Consider the following 16,710-nt stretch of genomic DNA (forward strand, 5'->3'; position numbering starts at 1 on the left):
CGTTCTCAGTTCCATTGGCAGGGCAAAGGCGTGAAGGCTGACTACCAGGCAATCCGAAAAGTCATGCAGGCAGTCAAAGGCAGATTCGCGGGCAAAAGAATCGGCTACCCGAAAATTGGCGCGGGGCTGGCTGGAGGTGATTGGGAAATCATAGGCTCAATCATCGATGACGAGCTTGCGGGCGAAGATCACACGCTCGTCGAATATGCTCCGTGAGTTGCTTCGGTCTTTGGCCGCTTCATAGCAGCTAGCCCGGTTTAGATCACAGTGTCGGTCCAGCGGACGATTTGCCCGGCCGCATCGCCGAACGCGGCATCGAGCGCGCCGACATAGGCCTGGTTGCCATTGCCCGAAACGGGCGCGATGGCGCTAAACGTCTTCGAAGCGCGCACTTCACCGTTGCGGTCGTTCAACAGGCGCACGAACAGCTCGACCTCGGCATGTTGGCCGCCATCGACACGCACCTCGAACGAGCGGATCTCGACGATCACCTGATAGTCGATCGCCAGCCCCTCGCCTGGCTTGCCGACGCCGGTGAAGCTGCCCGAGCGCTGGAACGTCTCTGCCAGCCGCGCCTGTACGATCATCGGCAGCCGGTCGGCCCATTGCGCGCCCTTGAGATACTGGATCGATCGCGGCGATGGCTTGATGACGATGTTCTGGCTATCCAGCGCCTTGAGCGCCGATGGCTGGGCGATGAGGATCTGGCGACGGCTGTGGGCACGCGCTTCCAGCGACGGCGCCGAAAGCTCGAACGTATCCAACGGCGCCGGTCCGCCGCCCGGCAAGGCCGCGCAGCTTGCAAGCGAAAGCGCCAGCAACACCGCCCCAACCTTAGACCCACCCGATGTGATGCTGCCTGAACTGATCGACTTCAAACGCGATCCCCCCCGGATCGTGGAAACAACGCGCATCTGCAAGCTATGTTCTTGCGGTGGTCGGGGATCGAAGTCAACGGCGCACCCTGCCGTCGAACTGCCGGACCTCGCCCTCGCCGCCGGACAAGATCCGTTGTGGGTTGCGGCTGAGATCGGTTACCGCCTCTTCGATGCGGGTGATCGAACGACGGCTGTCCTGGACCAGCGCTTCGACGTTTTGCAGCCCCTGTCCCGAGAATCGCGCCAGATTGTCGGTGATGGTACCGAGGCGGGCGTTCAGCGTATCGGCGACCTGCTTGAATGATCTCAGCGTCGCTCTCGCGTCGGCCATGACGCCGTCGGCCTGGCCGGAGCCGAGCAGTTTGTCGACCTTGGCAAGGATACCGTCGACTCGCACCGAGGCATCGTTGAGGCGTCCTGCGAGCTGGTGCGCGTCTTTGATGGTTTCGTCGATGTCGTCGGCTCGGTTGGCGAACTTGTTGGTCACCTTGGCGATGTCGGCGGCAGCCTCGTTGGCGTTTTCACTGGCCTTCTGGATATTGGCCAGCGCGGTGCGAACCTCAGCCGGATCGATGCCGTCGAGAACGCCGTCGACCTTGGCCAGCGTGCCTTGCGTCTTCTGGGCGAAGTCGTTGATCGAGCCGACCGCCGTGTCGACGTTCTTGATGACCGTGTCGAACTGCTTGCTGGTTCCCTTGAGATTAGCGGTGACCGTGTCGACGTTGGCGACGATGCTCTTGATCTGGTCCTTGTCGACGGCGTTGAGTAGCCCTTCCGCCGCCTTCAGCGTGCCGTCGAGCTTGCCCGAAACACCCTTCAGTTCGTCCGCCAGCGAGCTGACGCTGGCCAGGAACTTGTCGACGCCGTCCGCATTCCTGGCCAGTGCGTCGGAGAAGGTCTGGACATTGGTGACGGTCTGCGTCAGCGGCCCGCGAACATCCTTGGTGAAGCCTTCGAGCTCCGAAAGGACCTTGTCGGCGCGGGTGAAGATGTTCTGCGCCGTCTGCAGCAGGTTGGTGACCGCCGACGGGTTGGCAACGATCTCGGCGACACGGCCTTCCTTTTCCGCCTCGTCGAGGAGTTTTGGCTCCTTGGGGTCGGCGCCCTTGAGCTCGATGTTGGCCTGGCCGGTGAGGCCGGCAAGCCCGATATCGGCCTGCGTCGACTTGGTGATAGGCGTATTCCGGTCTATTTCGGTGTCGGCGATGGCAGCGGTCGGATTGTCGACGTCGATATAGACACGGCGCACGTCGCCGACTTTGACGCCGTTGAACAGCACGAAGCTGCCACGACCGAGCCCCGAAGCGGAGCCTGGAATGCGCACGCGCAGCACCGTCGTCTCACCCTTTTCGCCGATTGCCGCCGTCCAATAGACGAAAGCGAAAGCCGCGAGGATCGCGGCCAGCGTGAAAATGCCGACAATGACGTAGTTGGCCCTGGTTTCCATTGCTCACTTATGGCTATGCGCGCGCCGCAAGATCAAGTTGCCGGGCGCGTTTTCCGCGGAAATAGGATTTTACCCAGGGTTCCTCGCTCCTGAGCATGTCGTCGATCGTGCCCTCGACCAGCACTTTCTTGTTGCCAAGCACCGCCACGCGGTCGCACGCCGTAAACAGCGTGTCGAGATCGTGCGTGACCATATACACGGTCAAATCCATCGTATCGCGCAGCTTGACGACCAATTCGTCGAACTCAGCCGCACTGATCGGATCAAGCCCGGACGTCGGCTCGTCGAGGAAAACGATATCCGGATCGAGCGCCAGGGCGCGCGCCAGCGCAGCACGCTTGATCATGCCGCCTGAGAGCTCGGAGGGGAATTTTTGCGCCGCATCCGGAGGCAGTCCGACCAGCTCGACCTTGAGCATGGCAAGTTCGTCCATCAGCTTCTTCGGCAAATCGAGATATTCGCGCATCGGCACCTGAACGTTTTCGAGGACCGTCAGCGCTGAAAAAAGGGCGCCATGCTGGAACAGCACGCCGAGCCGCATGTCGATGCGAAGGCGCTCCCTTTCGGTTGCCTTCTCGACGTCGACGCCGAACAGTTTGATTGTTCCCGATTGCTTGCGCGTCAAGCCAAGGATGGTGCGCAAGAGAACAGATTTGCCGGCACCCGAGGCACCGACGAAGCCGAGAATCTCCCCGCGCCAGATATCGAGCGACAATTTGTCGAGAACGACCTGGTCGGCGAACGACACCGTGATGTCGTGCGCCGACAGCACGATCTCGTCTTCTTTCGCTTTCTCGGCCACCTTGGTCGTGTTTGTGCCCGGCAGCGCCATGTCAGAACTCGATCGCTGCATAGAACATGGCGAAAAGCCCGTCGAGGATAATGACCACGAAGATCGACTTCACCACTGAGGCGGTCACATGCTGGCCAAGCGATTCGGCGCTGCCGCCAACCTTCATGCCCTCGACCGAGGCAATTATGCCGATGATCATGGCCATGAACGGCGCCTTGATCAGGCCGGCAAAGATGGTGCTGAGGTCGATTGCGACACGTAGCCGGTCGATGAACGCTGCCGGTGCAATATCGGAGTAGAGCCATGCAGCCAGAATGCCGCCGCCGAGCGCGGCAAAGTTGGCGATGATCGTCAGGCAAGGCAGTGCGATCACCAGCGCGACCAACCGCGGAAACACCAGCACGCCGATGGGATTGAGGCCAATGACCTTCAGCGCATCGACCTCCTCGCGCATTTTCATCGAGCCGATCTCGGCGGTGATCGCGCTACCGGAGCGGCCGGCGATCATGATCGCCGTCATCAGCACGCCGAGCTCGCGCAGGATCAGCACGCCGACCAGGTCGACGACGAAGATGTCGGCGCCGAAATAGCTGAGCTGATAGGCGCCTTGCTGGGCAACGATTGCGCCAACGATAGCCGACATCAGCACCACCACTGGTATGGCGCCGACGCCCATGCGATCGATCTGGTTGAAGATCGCCGCCATATTGACGCCATGGCCGCGCCCAAGCTTCATCTGCGAGCCGCGTATCGTGGCGCCGAGGATGTTCATTGCGGCCAGGAAATCGTCGCGCATCTCATAAACACGCCGGCCAACCGCCTCGAGCCCACGAACGATGAAGTTGGGCGGCTTTGCCGGACCTGATTCGGGCTCCCGTCGAACGGCATCCCCGACGGCGCCAAGCAGGATCGAGGCGATCTCGCTTTGCCCCTGCATCGTGATCTCGACGCCCTTCTTTTCGAAGCTGCTAACCAGGCGGTCGATCAGCCACGCCCCGGCAGTGTCCATCTTCTCGATTTTTGAAAGGTCGAGCGCCAGCGTCTTGAAGCCGCTGCGCTTCTCGATCTTGCGCATCTCGGCATCGACCAGAGCCACGGTGCGTGTCGTCCAGGTTCCCGAGAAAACGCAGCCGAGAACACCGCCCTCCTCGCCGATCGCGACGCGCGGCTGGTGGTCGGGCTCCTTGGCAGGGCCGCTTGCGTCGCGTTTGCGGATGGTCAACATGGCGTCCTGTTTAGCCTGACGGGGCCGACCTGTCGATTTGCCGACATCCTCCTTGTTGCACAGCCGGAGCAGAAAAATATGGCGCGTGTCATTTCGGTCGAGGCCGAGCGCTTTCCCATCGCCGGAACTTTCACTATTTCGCGCGGCTCGAAGACCGAAGCTGAGGTGATTTCCTGCGCCATTGCCGAAAACGGCCAGACAGGGCGCGGCGAATGCGTCCCTTACAAGCGCTATGGCGAGACCATGGAGGGTGTGCGTGACGCGATCGAGGCGATGCGCAGCGAGATCGCGCGCGCGGCATCAGCCGCATCGCCCTGCTCGATGCCATGCATGCGGGTGCGGCACGCAACGCCATCGACTGCGCGCTCTGGGACCTGGAAGCGAAGATCAGCGGAACGCCGGTGGCGCATACGATACGAACCGTTCCGTTACGGGTGCTTGAGACGGCGTATACATTGTCGCTCGCCGAGCCGGAGGCGATGGCGGCGCAAGCCCGCGCCAACGCCCAGCGCCCGCTGCTCAAGGTCAAGATCGGCGGCGACAACGACATCGCCCGCATCCGTGCAGTGACGGCCGCAGCACCCGACAGCCGAATCATTCTCGACGCCAATGAGGGCTGGAATGACGGCAATATCGTCGCAAACCTCGCCTTTGCCGCCGAGCACGGTATCGCCTTGATCGAACAGCCGCTGCCGGCGGGACATGACGGTATTCTTCGCCACATCGCGCATCCGGTGCCGATCTGTGCCGACGAAAGCGTGCACGAGGCGAAGGACCTTGAAGCGCTTGTCGGCCTTTACGACGCCGTCAACATCAAGCTCGACAAATCGGGTGGCCTGACCGCTGCACTCGTGCTTCGCGACCGCGCCCGCGAACTGGGTCTTGGCGTCATGGTCGGCTGCATGGTCGGTACATCGCTTGCGATGGCGCCGGCCGTGCTGTTGGCGCAGGGTGCCGATTTCGTCGATCTCGATGGTCCGTTGCTGTTGGCCCGCGACCGCGTTCCAGGTCTCGTCTACCAGGGTTCGCTGGTGTCACCGCCCGAGCCGGCGCTGTGGGGCTGAACGCGCCGCAAGTCCGATCAGCACCAGGCCCGTCAGGGCGATCGGGATCATGGCAAAAAAGCCGTGTGCGCCGAAGCGATCGTAAAGAGGACCTGAAATCAGTGTCGCCACGGCCATGAAGAAGCCGTTGGAGAAATAGGCGATGCCTTGCGCCGCCCCGGTGCGTTCTTCCGCGATTGTCTCACCGATCATCTTTTGCAGGCCGATCAGCACGAGCGCCACCGAAAGCGCGTGCAGTGTCTGGATCGCGAAAAACCCGCCAACGCCAAGCCCAAGCGGCCAGATCAGAGGGAAAGCAATCCAGCGCACGATCGCGCCTGTCCCGGCAATCAGCATGATCGAGACAACCGAGAAGGAGGCGAAAGCCCGGGTGAAGACGACGAACATGCATATCTCGGCGACGACGCCCCACCCCCACAGCAGCCCGACAACCGAATCGCTGATGCCGATCGACTTCCAGTAGATCGACACGAAGCCGTAGAGAAATGCGTGGCTGGCGGTGATGACGCCGACTCCTGTCGAAAAATAGAGGAAGTACCGGTTGAGGAGTTTCGGTGCCGATTGCTGCATATCGGCGGCCGAAAGCGGCGAGGCGCGGCGCGGACGGCCGAGGCGCGGCGCGATCAGTCCGGCGGCCAGCGCGGCACACAGCGCCGCGAAGATAATCACCGGGACAGCCTGGGCACCGCTTGCCGAGAGGATGAAACCGCCGGCGAGATTGGCGCAGAGATATGAGATCGAGCCCCATTTGCGCATGCTTGCGTAATTCGAGCCGAAGCGGCGGACACCTGAAAGGGCGAGCGAATCGGCAATCGGCGAATGCGGCGTCCAGACGACCGTCAGCGCCAGGGATACGGCAAGTACCATTGCGTAGGTCGGCGGCAGGAAGTAGCCGGCGGACAGGATCAACGATGCGGCGACCAGCGCAACATAGACATTGGCGCGGTCGCTCGCTTTGTCTGCCAGAGCGGTAGGAAAAGGCGTCGTCGCCACGCGCAGGAACATCGGCGCGGCGAGGATCACGGCTATCTGCTCGGCGTGGAACCCCTTCGCCTGCAGCCACAGCGGGAAATACGGCACATGCGTCCCGAGCGGAACGAAGAGCGTGAAGAAGATCAAGCTCATGCGCAGTTCGAAATGGCGTGGCTTGACGAGCTGTTCGGGCGAAAGCGGCGGCAGCGAGGACATTAACAGGCGATCCGTCGGCACGGCATTCAGCCGGGTCGGCCCGCCACACCTGCCGCTGCTTAACACGGCGAAAAAGTCGATGAAACCGCTGGACTAACCGATTAAAGCGAGATGCGGCCGGATTTGGTCAAGCCGCCTGGACTGCCCTGCCCTTGATGTCGATCGGCACGAGCACCTCGCTGCCGACCGGAGCCTCCGGAAGGACATGCGCCCAGTGCAGGATCTCCATCCGGCCGTCAAAATGCTCGACCACCGCCGTGCAGCTCTCCACCCAATCGCCGGTGTTGATGTATTGCACGTCCTCGTAGCTTTCGATCGCGGCATGGTGGATGTGCCCGCAGATCACGCCGTCGACATGCGAGCGGCGCGCCTCCTCGGTCAGCACGGTCTGGAACGAGCCGATGAAGTTCACCGCCTTCTTGACCTTGACCTTGGCCCAGGACGAGAACGACCAGTAAGGCAGGCCGAGCACTTGGCGCAGGCGCGTGATGACGCGGTTGACCAGCATCGCCGCGTCATAGGCATAGTCGCCGAGATAGGCGAGCCAGCGCGCATTGTGGACGACGGTGTCGAACTGGTCACCATGGATGACAAGAAGGCGTTTGCCATCGGCGGTCTCATGGATGGCGCGGTCGGCGACGACGATGCCGCCGAAATGAACGCCCTGGAATTGGCGCGCGAACTCGTCGTGATTGCCGGCGATGTAGGTGATGTTGGCGCCCTTGCGCGCCTTGCGCAGCAACTTCTGGACGACGTCATTGTGGCTCTGCGGCCAATGCCAGCTCCGTCTCAAGCGCCAGCCGTCGACGATGTCGCCGACGAGATAGATGATATCGGCATCGTGATGGCGCAGGAAATCGATCAGGAACTCGGCCTTCGCCGCCTTCGATCCGAGATGGACGTCGGAGATGAACATGCTGCGGAAAGTGCGGGGCTCTGCGCCGGACATTATTTGTCACCGTTGCTTTCGGTGAGGCTATGCCCCGATTCATGCAACAACCGTATGACGGTTGCGATTGGTCCAGCCATCCGGATACGTTGCCGCGGCAATCAGAGGAGAAAATCACCATGGATCTCGGCATTCGCGGCAAGAAGGCCATCGTCTGCGCTTCGAGCAAAGGCTTGGGGCGCGGCTGCGCCATGGCGCTGGCGGAGGCAGGCTGCGATCTTGTCGTCAACGGCCGCAACGCCGACGTGCTGGCCAAAACCGCCGCCGAGCTGCGCGAGAAATTCGGCGTCAAGGTGACCGAGATTGTTGGCGACGTATCCAACCCCGACGTCCAGAAGGCGCTGCTTGCCGCCTGCCCCGATCCCGACATCCTCGTCAACAACAATGGCGGTCCGCCGTTTCGCGATTTCCGCGCGCTCGACCGGGCAAAGATCCTCGAAGGCGTCACCCAGAACATGGTGACCCCTGTCGAGCTGGTTCAGGCGGTAATCGACGGCATGGCGGCGCGCGGCTTCGGCCGCATCGTCAACATCACCTCGCTGTCGGTCTATGTGCCTATCCCCGGCCTCGACCTGTCGTCCGGCGCCCGCGCCGGCCTCACTTCGTTCCTGGCCGGCGTCGCGCGGACGGTGATCGACCGCAATGTAACGATCAACAACATGCTGCCGGGAAAACTCGATACCGACCGGCTGCGCGGCCCGCACGAGGCCGGCACGCCCGAAGATCCGGCCGCCGCTGCCTCGCGCAAGGCCAAGGCCGCGGCCAATGTTCCGGCCAAGCGACTCGGCACGCCGGAGGAATTCGGCCAGATCTGCGCCTTCCTGTGCTCGGTTCATGCCGGTTACCTGACCGGGCAGAACATACCGGTGGATGGCGGCCTCTACGTCAGCGCGTTCTAGCGGTGGAGTACAAGGTCGCAATGCAACATTCGTCCCTCATATCCTTCCTCAACGGCGAGAAACCAGCCGACGAACTTTGGCAGGAGATCGAAACCGAAGTGACCGAGTGCGCGACCGCCTCGACTACGCCTGGCTGCGTGGGGCATGTCATCATCACTGACGGACCAGATACGATCGTTAATCGTCAACATGTGGACGTGCTGCTTAGTCGGCTGGCCGACGGCATCCTGCCGGTCCAAGCGGCTGCCTACATCGCCGATGCACTGATAATGAGCGACGACTTCAACTTTGCGGACGATGGTGTCTCGGAGGCTTTGTTCTTCCTGTCAGACGAGAGCGCGCCCCTTTCGCGAGAAGATGTGCAAGCCCTGCGGAGCCGCCTTTCGACGGGAAAGTAATGCCCGCTTTGGAACAGGACGGCGGCATAGCTCGCCGCGGCACCCCCGCCTGCCGTCCCGACACTTCAGTGTCAGACACAGGCCGGGCGGCGATGCAAAGCGATAAGCTCGCGCTTGCGACATATCACCTCTCGAAAAGCCTCGGCTGCATGCTAAGAGACTCAAAACACCAAACGGACTGAACTGAGGAGGCGGCCGTCATGACAGGCGAAAGCAAGAAGGCGGCCCGATCCGACCTCGACGAAGCAGCGCTCTATTTCCATAAGCACCCCCGTCCCGGAAAGCTTGAAATCCAGGCGACGAAGCCGCTCGGCAACCAGCGCGACCTGGCGCTTGCCTATTCGCCGGGGGTCGCCGCCCCCTGCCTTGAAATCCGCGACGACCCGGCAACCGCCGCCGATTATACAGCCCGCGCCAATCTTGTCGGCGTTGTCACCAACGGTTCGGCGGTGCTGGGCCTTGGCAATATCGGTCCGCTCGCCTCCAAGCCGGTGATGGAAGGCAAGGCGGTGCTGTTCAAGAAGTTCGCCGGCATCGATGTCTTCGACATCGAGATCGATGCACCCGGCATCGAGCGCATGGTCGAGACGATCTCGGCGCTGGAACCAACCTTCGGCGGCATCAACCTGGAAGACATCAAGGCGCCCGAATGCTTCGAAGTCGAGGAGCAGTTGAAAGCCCGCATGGGCATACCGGTCTTTCATGACGACCAGCACGGTACCGCCATCATCGTCGCCGCCGCTGTGCTTAACGGGCTGGAATTCGCCGGCAAGTCCATATCCGACATCAAGATCGTCACGTCGGGCGCCGGCGCTGCGGCGCTTGCGTGCCTCAACCTTCTGGTCTCGCTCGGCGCGCGGGTCGAAAACATCTGGGTCACCGACCGGTTCGGCGTCGCCCATAAGGGCCGCGTCGAGGAGATGGATCGCTGGAAAGACCCCTATGTGAAGGAGACCGAGGCGCGTACGCTGGCCGACGTTCTGCCCGGCGCCGACGTGTTTCTCGGCCTGTCTGCCGCTGGCGTGCTGAAACCGGAACTGCTCCATCACATGGCGCCCAAGCCGCTGATCCTGGCGCTGGCCAATCCCAATCCCGAGATCATGCCAGAAGCGGCACGGGCGGCGCGACCCGACGCGATGATCTGCACCGGCCGCTCCGATTTCCCCAATCAAGTCAATAACGTACTCTGTTTTCCTTACATCTTCCGTGGTGCCCTGGATTGCGGCGCAAGCGCCATCAACGAAGAGATGAAAATGGCCGCCGTGCGAGCGATTGCAGCGCTTGCCCGCGAAGAGCCATCCGACGTTGCCGCGCGTGCCTATTCCGGCGAGACGCCGATCTTCGGTCCGGACTTCCTGATCCCGTCACCTTTCGATCCGCGGCTGATCCTGCGCATCGCCCCTGCCGTCGCCAAGGCAGCCTGCGAGACCGGCGTCGCGACCCGGCCGATCACCGATTTCGCCGCCTATATCGACAAGCTGAACCGCTTCGTCTTCCGCTCCGGCCTGGTCATGAAGCCGGTGTTCTCGATGGCCAAGACGTCGAGCGCCAAGCGCGTCATTTATGCCGACGGCGAGGACGAGCGCGTGCTTCGCGCCGCGCAAGTCGTGCTCGAGGAAGGCATTGCCGAACCGATCCTGATCGGCCGCCCGCATGTCATCGAGGTGCGGTTGAAACGCTATGGGCTGCGCATCAAGCCGGGCGTCGATTTCGGTTTGATCAACCCGGAAGACGATCCGCGTTACCGCCATTATGTCGATCTCTTGATCGAGCTTGCCGGCCGGCGTGGGGTGACGACGGAAGCGGCGCGCACCATGGTGCGCACCGACAACACGGTGATCGCCGCCCTTGCCCTGAAGCGCGGCGACGCCGACGCCATGGTCTGCGGCCTCGAAGGCCGTTTCGAGCGCCATCTGCGCAACGTCACGCTGATCATCGGGCCGCGCGCCGGCATTAGGGATCGCGACCTGTCGACGCTTTCCATGCTGATTTCGCAGCGCGGCATCATTTTCCTTACCGATACCCATGTCTCCGTCGATCCGACCGCCGAGGAGATTGCCGAGATGACCGTTTTGGCGGCCGAGGAGATTCAGCGTTTCGGCATCGAGCCCAAGGCAGCGCTGCTGTCGCATTCGGATTTCGGCTCCCGCGATTCGCCAAGCGCCATGAAGATGCGGCAAGCGGCAGCGATCCTGGCGCGCATCGCACCCGACCTGCAATGCGACGGCGAGATGCATGCCGACTCGGCACTGTCGGAACAGCTGCGCCAACGCGTCTATCCGCATTCGCGGCTGAAGGGCGAAGCCAATCTGCTGGTGTTTCCCAATCTCGATTCGGCGAACATCACGCTGACGGCACTGCGCACGATGATGGACGCGCTGCATGTCGGCCCGATCCTGCTCGGCACCGACAGCCCGGCGCACATATTGACGCCGTCAGTCACGTCGCGCGGCGTCGTCAACATGACCGCACTGGCCGTGGTCGAAGCCGCGCACAAGGCGCAGGCAATCGTTGAACTGGGCTAGCCATGGGCTTTCTCAGACTGGCTTGAACCGGAAATGCCCTGTCTGCCTGAAGGCAAACAAAGTGTCCTCTTCCCTGGCGCCGCCGCCGATATTGTGAATAACCAGCCTTCTTGTCGGCACCACAGTGGAGTGATTGGACGATACGATGGCAATATGCGACAGATTGCCGGGCAGCATCTGGGCGACGAGATCCCCAGGCCGATAGTCGGCGGGGTCTTGGCTGACGGGCAAGGCGGCACCGCGCCGCTCGAAATAGACCGCAAGATTGGGCACACGGCGGTGATCGATGTTGCGGTCCGGTGCTTTCAAGCCCCAAGCCTTCGGATAGGCGGCAAAATTGGCCCGCATATCCTCATGTACCAATTTTTGCAGGTCGAGATCGAAGGCGCGGCGATAGGCACGGATCACGACATCCGTGCACACCCCCCGCTCGGGCTCAACGTCCCCTCCCGGATAGGCCAGGCGTGTATAGGTCGGATCGTAGAGCGTGGTGACGCCGATCTGCTCACGGGCAGCTTCGACCAATTTGGTGCCCCAGTCCGGCGTGACGGGCTTTTCCTGCGCCATGGCGACCGGCATCGCCAGGCACAAAAGACCAAATTGCACCGCGGCTCGACGGGTAATCGCGGTCATGCCAAGCCTCCGGGCGCTACTGAATCCAGGCATTCTTCGGGGCGAATACGCCTTTTTCGTGCAACGCCAGGATGTCGCCGTTCTGGCTCGGTCCGAATACGTCGCGGGGCGTGGTCAATATGACAGCATTGGTCGTGGTCGAAGCCGCGCACAGGCCTAAGCCATCGCGCATTTGGGCTGAAGCCGGAATCGGCGGTATGCTAAACAAACGGTTAACCGCAAGCGCGGTAGCTTTCTGAACGATAGGCAGGCGGAGTTTCGGAGGGATGACGGGCGCAAGTTGGAAGCTGACGCGGGCCGCCGCGCTGCTCGGCGCCCTGCTACTGTGCGGCATTGCCGTCACTCAGGCGCAAGCCGCTTCGCGCCTCTGCCGCCAGCTTGAAGCCGATCTTGCCGCCGCTTCTCGTGGTGGCGGCGGCAAACCGGCCTTGCTCAGGAAATATGACGACGCGATCGTCCGGCAGCGCCAGCAGATTTCAAAGGCCGTCAGCCAGTCCAGCAGCGCCGGCTGCGGCTTTTCGCTGTCTCGCCGCAACGCCAACACATGCGCAGCACTCGACGCCACCATCAATCGCATGGCAGCCAATCTCGACGCCCTGCAGGCCAAGCGCGCCGATCTTGCCGGCGGTGGTTCGCGACGCGATCGCGCGCGCATATTGACCTTGCTTGATGCCAATGGCTGCCGCGATGATGCGGCGGCGCGGACGCGCGCGCCGGTCCGCGAAGCCAGCCGTGAAAACGGCAACCGAAACCTGCTTGACCAGCTTTTGGGCAGCCAGCCCGAAGAGCCCGACCAGGCTGAAGAACTAAGTCAGCCGCGCAACATCCGCACCGTGCTCAACAACGCCGATGAGTTGGGCCAGCCGCGAGGCGAATTCCGCACTATGTGCGTGCGGACCTGCGACGGCTATTTCTTCCCGATGTCGAATGCTGCCTCGCTGGGCGATTTCGAGCGCGATCAGAAGAATTGCGAATCGAGCTGCCCCGGCACCGAGATGCAGGTTTTCTACACGCGCGGCATGAACAGTGATTCGGCGTCCATGACGTCTTCGGTGACCGGCAGGCCTTATATCGAACTGCCGACCGCCTACCTCTACAAGCAGTCCGACATGCCGCGGCCGCCGGCCTGCGGCTGCAACGCCGCGCAGAATTTCGAAATCATCGCCGGCAACCCGCCCCCGCCCAGCCCGGAACAATCCGAAGCGAACGTGGGGGCCACTCCGTTCATTCCGCTGCCGGTTGCCAGGCCTGATGCGGGCGCCGACCCGGAGACCTTGGCCAATTCGGAGGGCGGCCTAGACCGCGAGGCGATCAGACGGCTTGCCGCCAAACCTGTGCCCTCGCCGACATCGTTGCCGCCGCCTGAGCAGCGCAAGGTCAGGGTCGTCGGGCCAACGTTCCTTCCCGACCCAGCAGCGGCAACAGATCTGCAAGCTCCGGACCCGAAGGCTGTCCCGTAAGCGCCAGCCTGAGCGGCATGAATAGCGCCTTGCCCTTGCGGCCGCTCGCCGCTCGGATCTTGCCGGTCCAGTCCTTCCAGACCGTGCCGTTCCAAGGCTCCTCCGGCAGCAGTTCGAACGCCTGGCGAAGAAAGTCGCGGTCATCGTCAGAAAACTCCGCCGGCTCCTCTGGACCGTCTCGAAGCGTACGCCACCAGATCGCCGCATCGGCCAGCCTGTCGAGATTGCCGCGCACCGCCAGCCAGAAAGGCTCGGCCTGTTCGCCAGAGATGCCGAGCACGATCAGCCGGTCGCGCGCCTCGGAAAACGGCATGTGGTGCAGCAGCGTCCGGTTGAGCACGAAGAGCTCGTCCGGATCGAATTTGGCGGCGGATTTCGATGTTGCCGCCGGATCGAAGCGCTCGGCAAGTTCAGCCATCGTCGGCACCGCCACGACGTTTTCCGAGGTACCGACGAGCACCGCCAGCGAAGCGACCGCCATTGGCTCGATGCCGCTCTCGCGCAGGCTCTGGATGGACACCGCGCCGGTGCGCTTGGAAAGCCCCTCGCCTGATGCTGTTGTCAGAAGATTGTGATGGCCGAACACCGGCGGCTCCGCGCCAAGTGCTCGGAACAGGGCTATTTGGACGCCGGTATTGGTGACGTGGTCGTCGCCGCGAATGACATGGCTGACGCCCATGTCGATGTCGTCGACAACCGAAGGCAATGTATAGAGGTAGGTGCCGTCCTCACGCCGCAGAACCGGGTCTGAAAGCGAGGCGAGGTCTACGGTCTCTTCGCCGCGCACCAGGTCGTTCCAGTGGATTTCGGTGCGCTCCGGCTGCAGCGGATCGCTGCTGAAGTTGGGCAGCAGAAAGCGCCAGTGCGGCCGCCGGCCATCGGCCTCATATTCCGCGACCTGCTCGGGTGCCAGCGTCAGCGCCTCGCGGCCATAGACTGGCGGCAAGCCACGCGTGCGGCGCACCTTGCGCCTCAGGTCGAGCTCTTCAGGCGTCTCATAGCACGCATAGACGAGGCGGGCCTCCTTCAGCCTCTCCAGTGCGGCATCGTAGATTTCGACCCGCCGCGACTGATACTCCGTGGCATCGGGGAAGATGCCCAACCAATGCAGGTCGTAAAGGATGGCGTCGGAAAATTCCTGCGTCGAACGGGCGACGTCGGTGTCGTCGAAGCGCTGGATAAAGCGGCCTTTGTTCTTGATGGCGAACAGCCAATTGAACAAAGCGGTGCGCGCATTGCCGATATGGATGCGGCCGGTCGGTGACGGGGCGAAACGGACGGTAACTGTCATGAGCGGGGCGTACCGGATGGTTTTGCTGTTGACAAGACGCGCCCCCGCGCTCCGCGGCAGACATAGAACATGACGAAGGCGAAGAAAAGACGGCAGCGCCGCGCGTCTATCAAGACACGCGGCGCCGTAGCCGTCAGATCACCAGGCCTTTGGTCAGTTCAAGCGCCTGGCGTTCGAACAGCCGGCGGTAGATGCCGCCTTGCAGCCGGATTAGCTGGTCATGCGAGCCCTCTTCGACGATGCGGCCGCGATCGAACACCAAAAGCCTGTCCAGCGCCCGCACCGTCGACAGCCGGTGGGCAATGACCAGCGTCGTGCGGCCGACCATCAACCGCTCCATCGCCTGCTGAATCAGCACCTCCGATTCCGAATCGAGGCTCGACGTTGCCTCGTCGAGGATGAGAATGCGCGCATCGGCAAGGAAGGCGCGTGCGATTGCAACGCGCTGACGCTCACCACCCGACAGCTTTACGCCACGCTCGCCGACCAGCGTGCCATAGCCTTTCGGCAAATTGGCGATGAAGTCATGCGCGCTGGCCAACCGCGCCGCGTGCTCGATCTCGACCTGCGTGGCGCTCGGCCGGGCATAGGCGATGTTTTCGGCCAGCGACCGGTGAAACAGGATCGGCTCCTGCTGGACAATCGCGATCTGTGCGCGCAGCGACGCCTGCGCCACATTGGCAATATCCTGGCCGTCGATCAGGACATTTCCCGCAGTCACGTCATAGAGGCGCTGGATCAGCTTGACGAACGTCGTTTTGCCGGAGCCCGAATGGCCAACCAGCCCGACGCGTTCGCCCGGCGCGATGTCCACCGAAAACTCGCGATAGAGCGGCAAGCGGTGGCTGCCATAATGGAACGTGACATTGTCGAAGGTGATACGGCCATCGGTGATCCGGATCGGTTTGGCGCCGGGCCGATCCTCGATGCCGAGCGGTTCGGACTGGAAGTCGACCAGTTCCTCCATGTCGTTGATCGAGCGCTGCAGATTGCGAATATGCGTGCCGATGTCGCGCAGATAGCCTTGCAGCACGAAGAATGAGGTCAGCACGAAGGCGACGTCGCCGGCGCTCGCCTGCCCCCACGACCACAACAGCAGGGAGAATCCGATGACCGCTGCTCTCAAAAGCAGCAGCATCGTGCCTTGCGTGGTGCCATTGACGGTGCCGCGCACCCAGGTGCGCCGCGTGCGGCCGCGCCATTTGGCGACGACCTCGGCAAGCCGTGTCTCCTCGCGTTCCTCGGCGCCAAAACCCTTGACCACGGCGTTGCAGCTCACCGCATCGGCCAGCGAGCCGCCGAGCCGTGTATCCCACGCATTGGCAAGCCTTGCCGCAGGCGCGACATAGCCAAGCGACAGCATCGCCGTCACCGCGATGAACAGAACCGAACCGGTGGCGACGACAGCACCCATCAGCGGCCAGAACCAGCCAAGCAGCAGCGTCGAGCCGACGAGCATGACGACCGACGGCAGCAGCGCGATCAGGATCGTGTCGTTGAGCAGGTCGAGCGCCCACATGCCGCGCGTTATCTTGCGCACCGTCGATCCGGCGAAGCTGTTGGCGTGCCAGTCGGTGGAGAAGCGCTGGACGCGGTGGAAGGCGTCGGCGGCGATATCCGCCATCATCTTCAACGTCAGCTCGACAATGGCCATGAAGGCGAGATTGCGCAGCACGACACCGGTGAGCGCCAGGGCCACCAGCATCGAAAAGGCCGCTGTCGCCGCGTTCCACGCAACATCGTCGGCCGCAGCACTGCTGGCGACGGCATCCACCAGCCGGCCGGAATAGAGCGGCGTCAGCACGTCGGCCAAGGTCGACAGCAGGAAGGTGCCCATAATGCCGGCAAGCCGCCACGGCTGACGCCGCCAATGGCTGAGCGTGAAGCCAAGAACGCTGCGGAAGGCGGCCGCGCGCAAATCTATTCGAAAACGAGCCATGATGTCATTCGGGCGCAAACG

14 protein-coding genes and 1 pseudogene are annotated in these 16,710 nt (G+C 62.8%); 6 read left to right on the forward strand and 9 right to left on the reverse strand.

Annotated features, from left to right (window positions below; all coding sequences use genetic code 11):
- Positions 1 to 30 precede the first annotated feature (30 nt).
- On the forward strand, positions 31 to 216 hold the full coding sequence (locus NKG60_RS10220; RefSeq protein ID WP_352666486.1) for a macro domain-containing protein: 186 nt from the start codon (positions 31 to 33) through the stop codon (positions 214 to 216).
- A gap of 41 nt (positions 217 to 257) precedes the next feature.
- Here NKG60_RS10220 and NKG60_RS10225 read toward each other — a convergent pair whose 3' ends face one another.
- Genes NKG60_RS10225 through NKG60_RS10240 form a run of 4 tightly spaced genes read right to left on the reverse strand, consistent with a single transcriptional unit; the run spans position 258 to position 4,343 of the window.
- Positions 258 to 914, reverse strand: a complete 657-nt coding sequence (locus NKG60_RS10225) for an ABC-type transport auxiliary lipoprotein family protein (protein ID WP_352666609.1) — start codon at positions 912 to 914, stop codon at positions 258 to 260.
- A gap of 37 nt (positions 915 to 951) precedes the next feature.
- Positions 952 to 2,325, reverse strand: a complete 1,374-nt coding sequence (locus NKG60_RS10230) for an MlaD family protein (RefSeq protein WP_352974893.1) — start codon at positions 2,323 to 2,325, stop codon at positions 952 to 954.
- Between the two features lie 13 nt (positions 2,326 to 2,338).
- Positions 2,339 to 3,157 (reverse strand): ABC transporter ATP-binding protein, encoded by an 819-nt coding sequence (locus tag NKG60_RS10235; RefSeq protein ID WP_352666483.1) that lies wholly within the window; start codon positions 3,155 to 3,157, stop codon positions 2,339 to 2,341.
- Between the two features lies 1 nt (position 3,158).
- The gene (locus NKG60_RS10240) at positions 3,159 to 4,343 is read right to left on the reverse strand and encodes an ABC transporter permease (protein ID WP_352666481.1); all 1,185 of its coding nucleotides are present in this window, start codon (positions 4,341 to 4,343) and stop codon (positions 3,159 to 3,161) included.
- 78 nt (positions 4,344 to 4,421) lie between these two features.
- Here NKG60_RS10240 and dgcA point away from each other — a divergent pair.
- Positions 4,422 to 5,407, forward strand: a pseudogene (dgcA, locus tag NKG60_RS10245) (N-acetyl-D-Glu racemase DgcA).
- On the opposite strand, the gene NKG60_RS10250 reads toward dgcA, so the two are convergent.
- Positions 5,378 to 6,595, reverse strand: coding sequence for an MFS transporter (locus tag NKG60_RS10250; RefSeq protein ID WP_352974895.1), 1,218 nt, complete (start codon positions 6,593 to 6,595; stop codon positions 5,378 to 5,380). The pseudogene dgcA and the gene NKG60_RS10250 sit on opposite strands and share 30 nt — an antisense overlap.
- Positions 6,596 to 6,722: 127 nt before the next feature.
- Complete coding sequence (locus NKG60_RS10255; protein ID WP_352666476.1) at positions 6,723 to 7,544, reverse strand: UDP-2,3-diacylglucosamine diphosphatase; 822 nt, start codon at positions 7,542 to 7,544, stop codon at positions 6,723 to 6,725.
- Between the two features lie 119 nt (positions 7,545 to 7,663).
- Here NKG60_RS10255 and NKG60_RS10260 point away from each other — a divergent pair, with 119 nt between their 5' ends.
- The 3 genes from NKG60_RS10260 to NKG60_RS10270 all read left to right on the forward strand — a co-directional run bounded on the left by NKG60_RS10260 (position 7,664) and on the right by NKG60_RS10270 (position 11,366).
- Entirely contained in the window at positions 7,664 to 8,443 is a 780-nt protein-coding gene (locus tag NKG60_RS10260) for an SDR family oxidoreductase (RefSeq protein ID WP_352666474.1), read from the forward strand.
- Positions 8,444 to 8,463: 20 nt separating this feature from the next.
- Entirely contained in the window at positions 8,464 to 8,841 is a 378-nt protein-coding gene (locus NKG60_RS10265; RefSeq protein WP_352666473.1) for a hypothetical protein, read from the forward strand.
- A gap of 200 nt (positions 8,842 to 9,041) precedes the next feature.
- Positions 9,042 to 11,366, forward strand: coding sequence for an NADP-dependent malic enzyme (locus NKG60_RS10270; RefSeq protein ID WP_352666471.1), 2,325 nt, complete (start codon positions 9,042 to 9,044; stop codon positions 11,364 to 11,366).
- A 12-nt stretch (positions 11,367 to 11,378) separates the two neighbouring features.
- Here the strand turns inward: NKG60_RS10270 and NKG60_RS10275 are convergent, their stop codons facing one another.
- Positions 11,379 to 11,999, reverse strand: coding sequence for a DUF1287 domain-containing protein (locus tag NKG60_RS10275; RefSeq protein WP_352666470.1), 621 nt, complete (start codon positions 11,997 to 11,999; stop codon positions 11,379 to 11,381).
- Positions 12,000 to 12,265: 266 nt separating this feature from the next.
- Here NKG60_RS10275 and NKG60_RS10280 point away from each other — a divergent pair, with 266 nt between their 5' ends.
- The gene (locus NKG60_RS10280; RefSeq protein WP_352666469.1) at positions 12,266 to 13,459 is read left to right on the forward strand and encodes a DUF2865 domain-containing protein; all 1,194 of its coding nucleotides are present in this window, start codon (positions 12,266 to 12,268) and stop codon (positions 13,457 to 13,459) included.
- On the opposite strand, the gene gltX is transcribed toward NKG60_RS10280, so the two are convergent.
- Positions 13,377 to 14,750 (reverse strand): glutamate--tRNA ligase, encoded by a 1,374-nt coding sequence (gltX, locus tag NKG60_RS10285; RefSeq protein ID WP_352974897.1) that lies wholly within the window; start codon positions 14,748 to 14,750, stop codon positions 13,377 to 13,379. The two genes, NKG60_RS10280 and gltX, sit on opposite strands and share 83 nt — an antisense overlap.
- A gap of 133 nt (positions 14,751 to 14,883) precedes the next feature.
- Positions 14,884 to 16,689 (reverse strand): ABC transporter ATP-binding protein, encoded by a 1,806-nt coding sequence (locus tag NKG60_RS10290; protein WP_352666465.1) that lies wholly within the window; start codon positions 16,687 to 16,689, stop codon positions 14,884 to 14,886.
- Positions 16,690 to 16,710: the final 21 nt, after the last annotated feature.

Source organism: Mesorhizobium sp. M1428, from assembly GCF_040317515.1.
GTDB lineage: Bacteria > Pseudomonadota > Alphaproteobacteria > Rhizobiales > Rhizobiaceae > Mesorhizobium.